The sequence below is a fragment of the Pseudomonas sp. FW305-96 genome, assembly GCF_058783825.1.
This window is the reverse complement of sequence record NZ_JBYSYW010000040.1, coordinates 42447-51896: the sequence shown is the minus strand read 5'-3', so window position 1 is coordinate 51896 and position 9450 is coordinate 42447. Positions and strand designations below refer to the sequence as shown.

The 9450-nt window shown below is 66.8% G+C and carries 3 protein-coding genes; all 3 read left to right on the top strand.

Annotated elements, in window-relative coordinates; genetic code table 11:
• The first annotated feature begins 179 nt into the window (after positions 1-179).
• From recC to recD, 3 genes are read left to right on the top strand one after another with little or no spacing between them, the layout of a single operon-like run.
• A complete protein-coding gene (recC, locus tag AC3WL2_RS23150) occupies positions 180-3662 on the top strand; it encodes an exodeoxyribonuclease V subunit gamma (RefSeq protein WP_102684570.1) in 3483 nt (1160 codons plus the stop codon).
• Positions 3659-7330: an exodeoxyribonuclease V subunit beta gene (recB, locus tag AC3WL2_RS23145; RefSeq protein ID WP_102684569.1), complete on the top strand. Its 3672-nt coding sequence runs from the start codon at positions 3659-3661 to the stop codon at positions 7328-7330. Before recC ends, recB begins: the two co-directional genes overlap by 4 nt.
• Positions 7327-9402 carry an exodeoxyribonuclease V subunit alpha gene (recD, locus tag AC3WL2_RS23140; RefSeq protein WP_102684568.1) on the top strand — a complete coding sequence of 692 codons (2076 nt, stop codon included), beginning with the start codon at positions 7327-7329 and terminating at the stop codon, positions 9400-9402. Before recB ends, recD begins: the two co-directional genes overlap by 4 nt.
• Positions 9403-9450: the final 48 nt, after the last annotated feature.

The following is a 9450-nucleotide window of genomic DNA, read 5'->3' as shown; positions in this document are numbered from 1 at the left end:
CATGTGAGAGTAGGTCATCGTCAAGATTCATTTCGCAAAACCCCTATCTGCGCGAGCAGGTAGGGGTTTTGTCTTTGGGCCTGGAAAACCCATGGCCTGCCGGGCAGCATCGCGAGACCTTGTCTGCTGTCTCCGTGATAAGGTTTCCCGTCAGCATCAACCGCATTCCGAGAGCTCCTATGCCGCAGACCACCTCACTCCATCCAGGTTTCATGATCGTCCAGGGCAATCGCTTGGACGAACTGCGTAATCTGGTGGTGAGCGTGATGCGCCGCTACCCCCTGGCGCCACTGGAGAACGAGATTGCGCTGGTACAGAGCAACGGTATCGCCCAATGGCTGAAACTGGCGCTGGCCGAGGACCCGCAAGACGACGATCAGGGCGGTTGCGGCATCGCCGCTGCCATCGATGTGCAGCTCCCGGGCAGCTTCATGTGGCAGCTGTATCGCCGTGTGTTGGGCCGTGATGAAATCCCCGAGGTTTCGCTGCTCGACAAGGCCCCCCTGACCTGGCGCCTGATGCGCCTGCTCCCGGAAGTGATCGAGCGTCCGCACTTCGAACCTCTGCGCCGCTTCCTCACCGACGATAGCGACCTACGCAAGCGTTACCAGCTAGCTGAGCGCCTTGCCGACCTGTTCGACCAGTACCAGGTCTACCGCGCCGACTGGTTGAAGGACTGGGCAGATGGTGCCCATGTACTCAATACCGCCCGTGGCGAGCGCAAGCCCTTGGCTGCTGGCAATCGCTGGCAGGCCGAGCTGTGGCGGCTCCTGCTCGAGGACGTGGGCGAGGAGGGCATGGCCCAGAGCCGAGCCGGTGTGCACCAGCGCTTCATCGAACGTATCAACAGCCTGGAGCAGGCGCCCCCAGGGCTGCCGGCGCGATTGATCGTGTTCGGCATTTCGTCGCTGCCGGCACAGATTCTGGAAGCCCTGGCAGGTCTTGCCCGTTTCAGCCAGGTGCTGCTGTGCGTGCACAACCCTTGTCGCCACCACTGGGGCGATATCGTCGCCGACAAGGACCTGCTGCGGCACCAGTACAAACGCCAGCAACGCAAGCAGGGCATGCCTTTGCAGCTGGACGACGAACTGCTGCATCAGCATGCCCATCCGCTGTTGGCGGCCTGGGGCAAGCAGGGGCGCGACTACATCAACCTGCTCGACAGCTACGACGACCCAGGCAGCTACCAGAATGTCTTCAGCGAAGGCCGTATCGACCTGTTCAGTGATGCACAACCCGAGACCCTGCTCAACCAGCTGCAGGACGATATCCTCGAGCTGCGGCCTTTGGCCGAGACGCGTACGCAATGGCCAGCAGTCGATCCGGCCAAGGACCGCTCCGTGCGCTTCCACCTGGCCCATAGCCCGCAGCGCGAAGTCGAGATCCTCCACGACCAGTTACTCGCCCGCTTCAGCGCCGACCCGACCCTGCGCCCGCGCGACGTCATCGTCATGCTGCCGGCCATCGACACCTACGCACCGCATATCCGTGCCGTGTTCGGCCAGCTCGATCGCAACGACCCGCGCTATATCCCCTTCACCCTGACCGACCAGGGCCAGCGTGGTCGCGACCCTCTGCTCATTGCCCTGGAACACCTGCTCAAGCTGCCCGACAGCCGCTTTGCCGTCAGTGAAGTTCTCGATCTGCTGGATGTACCGGCCGTGCGCGCCCGTTTCGCCATCCAGGAAGGCGACCTGCCGACGCTGCATCGCTGGATCGAAGGGGCGGGTATCCGCTGGGGGCTGAGTGCCGAACAGCGCGCCAGCCTGGGGCTGCCGGAAGGACTGGAGCAGAACAGTTGGCGATTCGGCCTGCGCCGGATGTTGCTGGGGTACGCGGTCGGGGTGGGCGAAGGCTGTGACGGCATCGAGCCTTATGACGAGATTGGCGGCCTCGATGCCGCATTGATCGGGCCGCTGGTCGCCTTGCTCGATGCCCTGGAGGTCGCTTGCCAGGCCCTGACCCAGCCGGCCTCTGCGCCAGACTGGGGCGCACGGCTGCACGCCCTGCTGCAGATCTTCTTCCTGGCCGAGAACGAACACGACGAGCTGCTCCTGGTGCAACTGCAGGATCTGCGCGACACCTGGCTGGAGACTTGCGAGGCGGTGGGCCTGCAAGACCTGCTGCCGCTAACGGTGGTGCGCGAGGCCTGGCTGTCGGGGTTGGACCAGGGCAAGTTGTCGCAACGCTTCCTTGCCGGTTCCGTGAACTTCTGCACCCTGATGCCCATGCGCGCCATCCCGTTCCGTGTGGTCTGCCTGCTGGGCATGAACGATGGTGACTATCCACGTGCCCAGCCGCCCCTGGACTTCGACCTGATGGCCAGCGACTATCGTCCGGGCGATCGCTCCCGGCGAGAGGATGACCGTTACCTGTTGCTCGAAGCCTTGCTGTCGGCACGTGACCAGCTCTATGTCAGCTGGGTCGGGCGCAGTATCCGCGACAACAGCGAGCGTCCAGCCTCGGTGCTGATCGGGCAACTGCGCGATCACCTGGCCGCCGGCTGGCAGCTCGCCGGTGCCAAGGCCGGGTTGCGCGATGACGCTGGACAGCAGTTGCTGCATGCGTTGACCCAGGAGCATCCGCTGCAGCCGTTCAGCCAGCGCTATTTCCAGAAAGGCAGCCCGCTGTTCAGTTTTGCCCATGAGTGGCTGGCCTTGCATCAGGCCGAGGACGGCGCAGCGACCGCCGCTATCGGGCTGTCGCCCTACGTCAGCGATGAACCGCTGAACCTGGTGCAGCTTCAGGACTTCCTGCGCCACCCGGTACGGCATTTTTTCAGCCAGCGCCTGAAAGTGTTCTTCGAAACGTTGGAGGCGCCGACGCCGGACGAAGAACCCTTCGTCCTGGATGCCCTGCAACGCTATGGCTTGAGTGAAAGTCTGCTCGGCGCCGCGCTGGCCGACCCCGACAACGCCGAGCGAGCCCTGCAAGCCCAGGCCCGGAGGCTGCAGGCCTGCGGGCTGCTACCGTTGGCCGGGTTCGGCGAGGCCTTGCAGGCGGAACTGATCCAGCCGCTGCCGGACTTGCTGCAACGCCATCGACAGTTGCTGCAGCGCTGGCCGACGCTGGTCGAGGGTGCCCTGCCGATTCACTTCGAACAGGGCGCGCAGCGCCTGGAAGGCTGGCTCGGCCGTGTGTACCAAGGCGAAGACCAAAGCCTGCTGAGCATCGCCACCGTGCCCAATACCCTCAGTGCCGGGCGCAACAGCCTGAAATGGCATCGCCTGATCCCTGCCTGGGTCATGCACCTTGCCGCCTGCGCCTCGGGCTATCCGCTGCACAGCGCGTTGGTGGCCAGCGACCTGACCTTGCTGCTGGCACCACTGCCGCAGGCCGATGCGATGCAGCGCCTGGGCGAGTTGCTGGTGGCACGCCAGGCGGGAATGAACGCGCCCTTGCCCGTCGCGGCCAAGACCGCCTTCGCCTGGCTGGCCCAGGAGGACCCGGACAAGGCCCTGGCTGCCGCGGCCCGGGCCTACGAAGGTGACGGCCAGAACAGCTTCGGCGAGCGCAGCGAGAGCCTGGCCCTGGCCCGTCAATACCGTGACTTCGCCGCACTGGCCCTCGAGGAAACCTTCGAGGGTTGGTGCGAAACCCTGTATCGCCCCTTGTTCGCGGCGCCCTGGCAAACCCTGGGCAACCCGGAGAGCGCCCAATGACCCAAGCCCGCCCCCTGGCGCTGAGCTTTCCTTTGCACGGCAGCCAACTGATCGAGGCCAGCGCCGGCACCGGCAAGACCTTCACCATCTCGGCCTTGTACCTGCGCCTGATCCTCGGGCATGGCGGCGAGCAGGGCTTTGCCCGCGAGCTGCTGCCGCCGCAGATCCTGGTGGTGACCTTCACCGATGCGGCAACCAAGGAACTGCGTGAGCGTATCCGTGCGCGCCTGGCTGAAGCGGCGCGCTTTTTCCGCGGCGAGCTCGAGGATGCCGACCCTTTGCTGCACCTGCTGCGCGAGGATTATCCACCGGCGCACTGGCCACGCTGTGCCAACCGTCTGGAAATCGCCGTGCAATGGATGGACGAAGCGGCGGTGTCGACCATCCACGGCTGGTGCCAGCGCATGTTGCGCGAGCATGCGTTTGACAGTGGCAGCCTATTCACCCAGAGCCTGGAAACCGATCACAGCGAGTTGCTGGGCCAGGTCATGCGCGACTACTGGCGGCGCTTCTGCTACGGCATGCGTGGCGAGTCGCTGGCCTGGGTGCGCGGCAACTGGGGCAGCCCCGATGCCTTGTTGCCAAGGATCAGGCCATTGTTCGGCCGCGTCCGTGGCCAGGTGGACGACCAGGAGCCGCAAGCCTTGATCGAGGCGACCCTGCGCCAGCGCACCGAGCAGTTGGCCCAACTCAAGGCCCCTTGGGCCGCCTGGGCCGATGAGCTGCAGCAGATCTGCCGCGATGCCGTGGCGGCCAAGCAGGCGGACGGGCGCAAGTTGCAGGCACGCTACTTCGAGCCCTGGTTCGACAAACTGCGCGCCTGGGCCGGTGATGAGCAGGCCATGGAGCTGGACCTGGGCACCGGCTTCACCCGGCTGACCCCGGCGGGCATGGCCGAGGCGTGGAAGGCCGACGAGCCACCGCAGCACCCGGCGCTGCACGCCATGGCGGCCCTGCGTGAACAGTTGCAGGGGCTGGCCAGTCCCGATGCGCGCCTGCTGGAGCATGCCGCCGCCTGGGTTTCGGCGCGCTTCGAGGTGGAGAAGCGTCGACGCGCCGAAATGGGCTTCGACGACATGCTTTTGCGCCTTGAGCAGGCCCTGGGCAGCGATGCCGGCGAGCGCCTGGCCGCGTTGATCCGCGAGCAGTTCCCGGTCGCGTTGATCGACGAGTTCCAGGACACCGACCCCGTCCAGTACGGCATCTTCGAGCGCATCTACCGTATCAGCGAGAACAACCCGGACACCGGCCTGTTCATGATCGGCGACCCCAAGCAGGCGATCTATGCCTTCCGCGGCGCCGACATCTTCACCTACCTGGCCGCGCGCCGCGCCACCGCCGGGCGCCTGCACAGCCTGGACACCAACTACCGCTCCAGCCAGGCCATGGTCGCGGCGGTGAATCGGGTATTCCTCCAGGCCGAGGAGCGTGCCGAGGGCCGTGGGGCATTCCTGTTCCGGGCCCATGGCGATAACCCGCTGCCTTTCGTCGAAGTACGCGCCAAGGGCCGTGGCGAGCAATTGCTGGTGGCCGGTCAGCCGAGCGCGGCCCTCTGTTGCTGGCAGCTGGAAAGTGATGAGCCGGTATCCAGTACCTTGTATCGCCAGCAGCTGGCGGCCAGTTGCGCGAGCCATATCGTCGAGCTGCTCAATGGCGGGCAGCAAGGCGTCAGTGGTTTCGCCGACACCGCTGGCAAGTTGCGCCCCTGCCTGCCCTCCGATATCGCCATCCTGGTGCGCGACGGCCGCGAGGCCCAGCTGATCCGCGCCGAGCTGGCCGCCCGCGATGTGCGCAGCGTGTACCTGTCGGACAAGGACTCGGTGTTCGCCGCCCAGGAGGCCCACGACCTGCTGGCCTGGCTCAAGGCCTGCGCCGAACCGGACTCGGAGCGCCTGCTCAAGGCCGCCCTGGCCAGCCTGACCCTCGATCTGCCGCTGGTCGAACTGGAGCGCCTGAACCAGGACGAGCGGGTCTGGGAGAGCTGGGTCATGCGTTTCCGTCGCTACCGCGACACCTGGCAACGCCAGGGCGTGCTGCCGATGCTGCGCCGCCTGCTGCATGACTTCCAGCTGCCCCGCGCGTTGATGGGCCGCAGTGACGGCGAACGCGTGCTGACCAACCTGCTGCACCTGGCCGAGCTGTTGCAGCAGGCGGCGGGCGAACTGGATGGCGAGCAAGCGCTGATCCGTCACCTTACCGAGCACTTGGCCAACGCAGGGCAGGCGGGCGAGGAGCAGATCCTGCGCCTGGAAAGCGACGAGCAACTGGTCAAGGTGGTGACCATCCACAAATCCAAGGGCCTGGAATACCCGCTGGTGTACCTGCCGTTCATCTGCACCAGCAAACCGGTGGATGGCCAGCGCCTGCCCTTGGGCTGGCACGATGACCAGGGCGCGGCACACCTGACCCTGACGCCGAATGCCGAGCAGATCGAGCGCGCCGACGACGAGCGCCTGGCCGAGGACCTGCGCCTGCTCTACGTCGCCCTGACCCGTGCCCAATACGCTTGCTGGCTGGGCGTCGCCGACCTCAAGCGCGGCACCCAGCGCAGCTCGCAACTGCACCGTTCGGCCCTGGGTTACCTGCTCGGCGGCGGGCTGCTGTTGCCCGCCTCCAGCCAGCTGGGCGAGTGGCTCCAGGCACTGGCAGCGAGCAACCCGGCCATCAGCCGGGAGGCGCTGCCCGAAGTGCAGACACAGAGCTATCGCACGCCGGACAGCCAGCGCGAACTCCTGCCGCCACGCAAGCCACGGCGCGCCGCCGCGGAACACTGGTGGATTGCTTCCTACAGTGCCCTGCGGGTGGGCGACCAGACGCTGATCGCCGATAGCTCCCAGGCCCAGCAACTGCTGGACGACGAGGTGCTGGACAGCCAGCTGCTGCGCGAGGTCCCGGCCGAGGCGGGCGATATCCACCGCTTCCCCCGTGGGCCGAACCCGGGGACCTTCCTCCATGGCCTGCTCGAATGGGCGGGCCGCGAAGGCTTCGCCGAGATCAGCAGCCAGGCCGAGGTGATCGAGCGCACCGTGGGGCGGCGCTGCAATCGACGCGACTGGACCGGCTGGATCCCCACGCTGACGCAGTGGCTGCAGCAACTGCTGCTGCAACCCATGCCGTTGCAGGGTGCCACTCTGACCCTGGCGCAACTGAACCAATACCAGATCGAAATGGAGTTCTGGTTCGCCAGCCACCAGGTCGACGCCCTGCGCCTCGACTACCAGGTGGCGCGCCATACCCATGGCGGCGCGGCGCGCCCGGCCGCGCAGCCGACCTTGCTCAATGGCATGTTCAAGGGCTTCATCGACCTGGCGTTCGAGCTCGATGGGCGCTACTACGTGGCCGACTACAAGTCCAACTGGCTTGGCCCCGACGCCGAAGCCTATGGCGACCTGGCGATGGAGCAGGCGATCCTCGAGCACCGCTACGACCTGCAGTACGTGCTCTACCTGCTGGCCCTGCATCGCCAGTTGCGCGCCCGCCTGCCTGACTACGACTACGATCGGCATGTCGGCGGCGCCGTGTTCATCTTCCTGCGCGGCGTCACGTCGGCGGGCCACGGGCTGTATCATGCGCGGCCACCCCGGGCGCTGATCGAGCAGCTCGACGCGATGTTCCGGGGTGAGCTAGAACCTGAACAACAGGACCTGTTTGCCGGAGCCGCGCCATGAGCCGCAACCTCGATGACCTGCTGCCCACGCCATTGCAGGCGGAGCATCTGAGCGCCCTGGCGCCGCTGAGCGCCAGCCATGACCTGCTGGCGTTGCTCGATCGCTGGGTCGAGCGCGGGTGGTTGCGTGCCCTGGACCGGGCCTTCGTGAGTTTTCTCGAGGAGCGGGCGCCAGGCAGTGACCCTTTGGTCCTGCTCGCCGCGGCGCTGGCCAGCCACCAGCTGGGGCATGGGCATGTGTGCCTGGATCTGCGCCAGACCCTCGCTGAACCAGACTTCGCCCTGTCGCTGCCACCGGAAGGCGATGCCCTGGCCGGGCCGCTGCTGCTGCCTTCGCAACTGCTGGCCAGCCTTGACCTGGGTACCTGGCTGCAACGGATTGCCGAGAGCCCGCTGGTCGCGGCGGGCGATAGCGTCGAACAGCGCGCCCGGCCACTGGTGCTCAGCGCCGAGCGCCTGTACCTGCGCCGCTACTGGGCCTACGAGCGGCGGATCGACGACGCCCTGCATGAGCGCCTGGCGCGCCGTCAGCCTCAGCCCGCCGATCTGGCCCAGCGCCTGGCGCAGCTCTTCGACGGCGGCTCGGCGGCCGGCGAGGTGGACTGGCAGAAACTGGCCTGCGCGCTGGCCACCCGAGCGGGTTTCAGTGTGATCACCGGCGGCCCCGGCACCGGCAAGACCACCACCGTGGTACGCCTGCTGGCGTTGCTGCAGGGGCCGGCGGTCGAGCAAGGCCGGCCGCTGCGTATCCGCCTGGCGGCACCGACCGGCAAGGCCGCGGCGCGCCTGACCGAGTCCATCGGCCAGCAGGTCGAGCGCCTGCAGGTGGACGTTGAGGTACGGGCGCAGATCCCCACCGAGGTCAGCACCGTGCACCGCCTGCTGGGCAGCCGCCCAGGCTCGCGGCATTTCCGCCATCATGCCGGCAACCCGTTGCCGCTTGACGTATTGGTGATCGATGAAGCCTCGATGATCGACCTGGAGATGATGGCCAACCTGCTCGATGCCCTGCCGTCCACTGCACGGCTGGTGCTGCTGGGCGACAAGGACCAGCTGGCCTCGGTGGAAGCCGGGGCGGTGCTGGGCGATCTGTGCCGCGACGCCGAGGAAGGCTGCTACTGGCCGCAGACCCTGGCCTGGCTGGAGCAGGTGGGCGGGCAGTCGCTGGCGGGCATCGGCCTGAAACCGGGCGATGGCCAGCGCAATCCGCTGGCCCAGCAGATCGTGATGCTACGTCATTCGCGGCGTTTCGGCGAAGGCAGCGGCATCGGCCAGCTGGCGCGCCTGGTCAATCGCCAGCAGGCGCTGGAGGCGCGGGCGCTGCTGGCGACCCGGCCTGCGGACGTTCATTGCCTGACCCTGGGCGGCGAACACGACAAGCGCTTCGATCGCCTGTTGCTAGACGGCCTTGGCCAGGGCGGCGAAGGGCCGCAGGGTTACCGTGGCTACCTGCGCACCATCGGCCGCTTGCGCCCACCGCCTGGCACCCCGGGCGACGATCCGCGCTGGGAGCGCTGGGCGGCCGAGGTACTGCAGAGCTTCGAAGCCTTCCAGTTGCTTTGCGCCGTGCGCAGGGGCGCCTGGGGCGTCGAAGGCCTGAACGAACGCGTGGCCCGGGTGCTGCACAATGCCGGGCTGATCGATAGCCAGCAACCCTGGTACGAGGGCCGCCCGGTACTGGTCACCCGCAATGACTACGGTCTCGGCCTGATGAACGGTGATATCGGCATTGCCCTGCGCCTGCCGGACGAGCAGGGCGAGGCGCTACTGCGCGTGGCCTTTCCGCGCAACGATGGCAGCGGTGGGGTACGCTTCGTCCTGCCCAGCCGACTCAGCGAAGTGGAAACCGTATTCGCCATGACCGTGCACAAGTCCCAGGGCTCGGAATTCAGCCATACCGCGCTGGTACTGCCCGATGCCTTGAACCCGGTCTTGACCAAGGAACTGGTGTACACCGGTATCACCCGTGCCAAGCACTGTTTCAGCCTGATCGAGCCGCGCGCCGGGGTGTTCGAGGAAGCGGTGGAGCGCAAGGTCAGGCGTGTCTCGGGGCTGATGCTGGAGCAAGTCTGACTCTGGAGTTCGCCGCCGATATGCTATCGTTGCGGCATTATCCGCAAA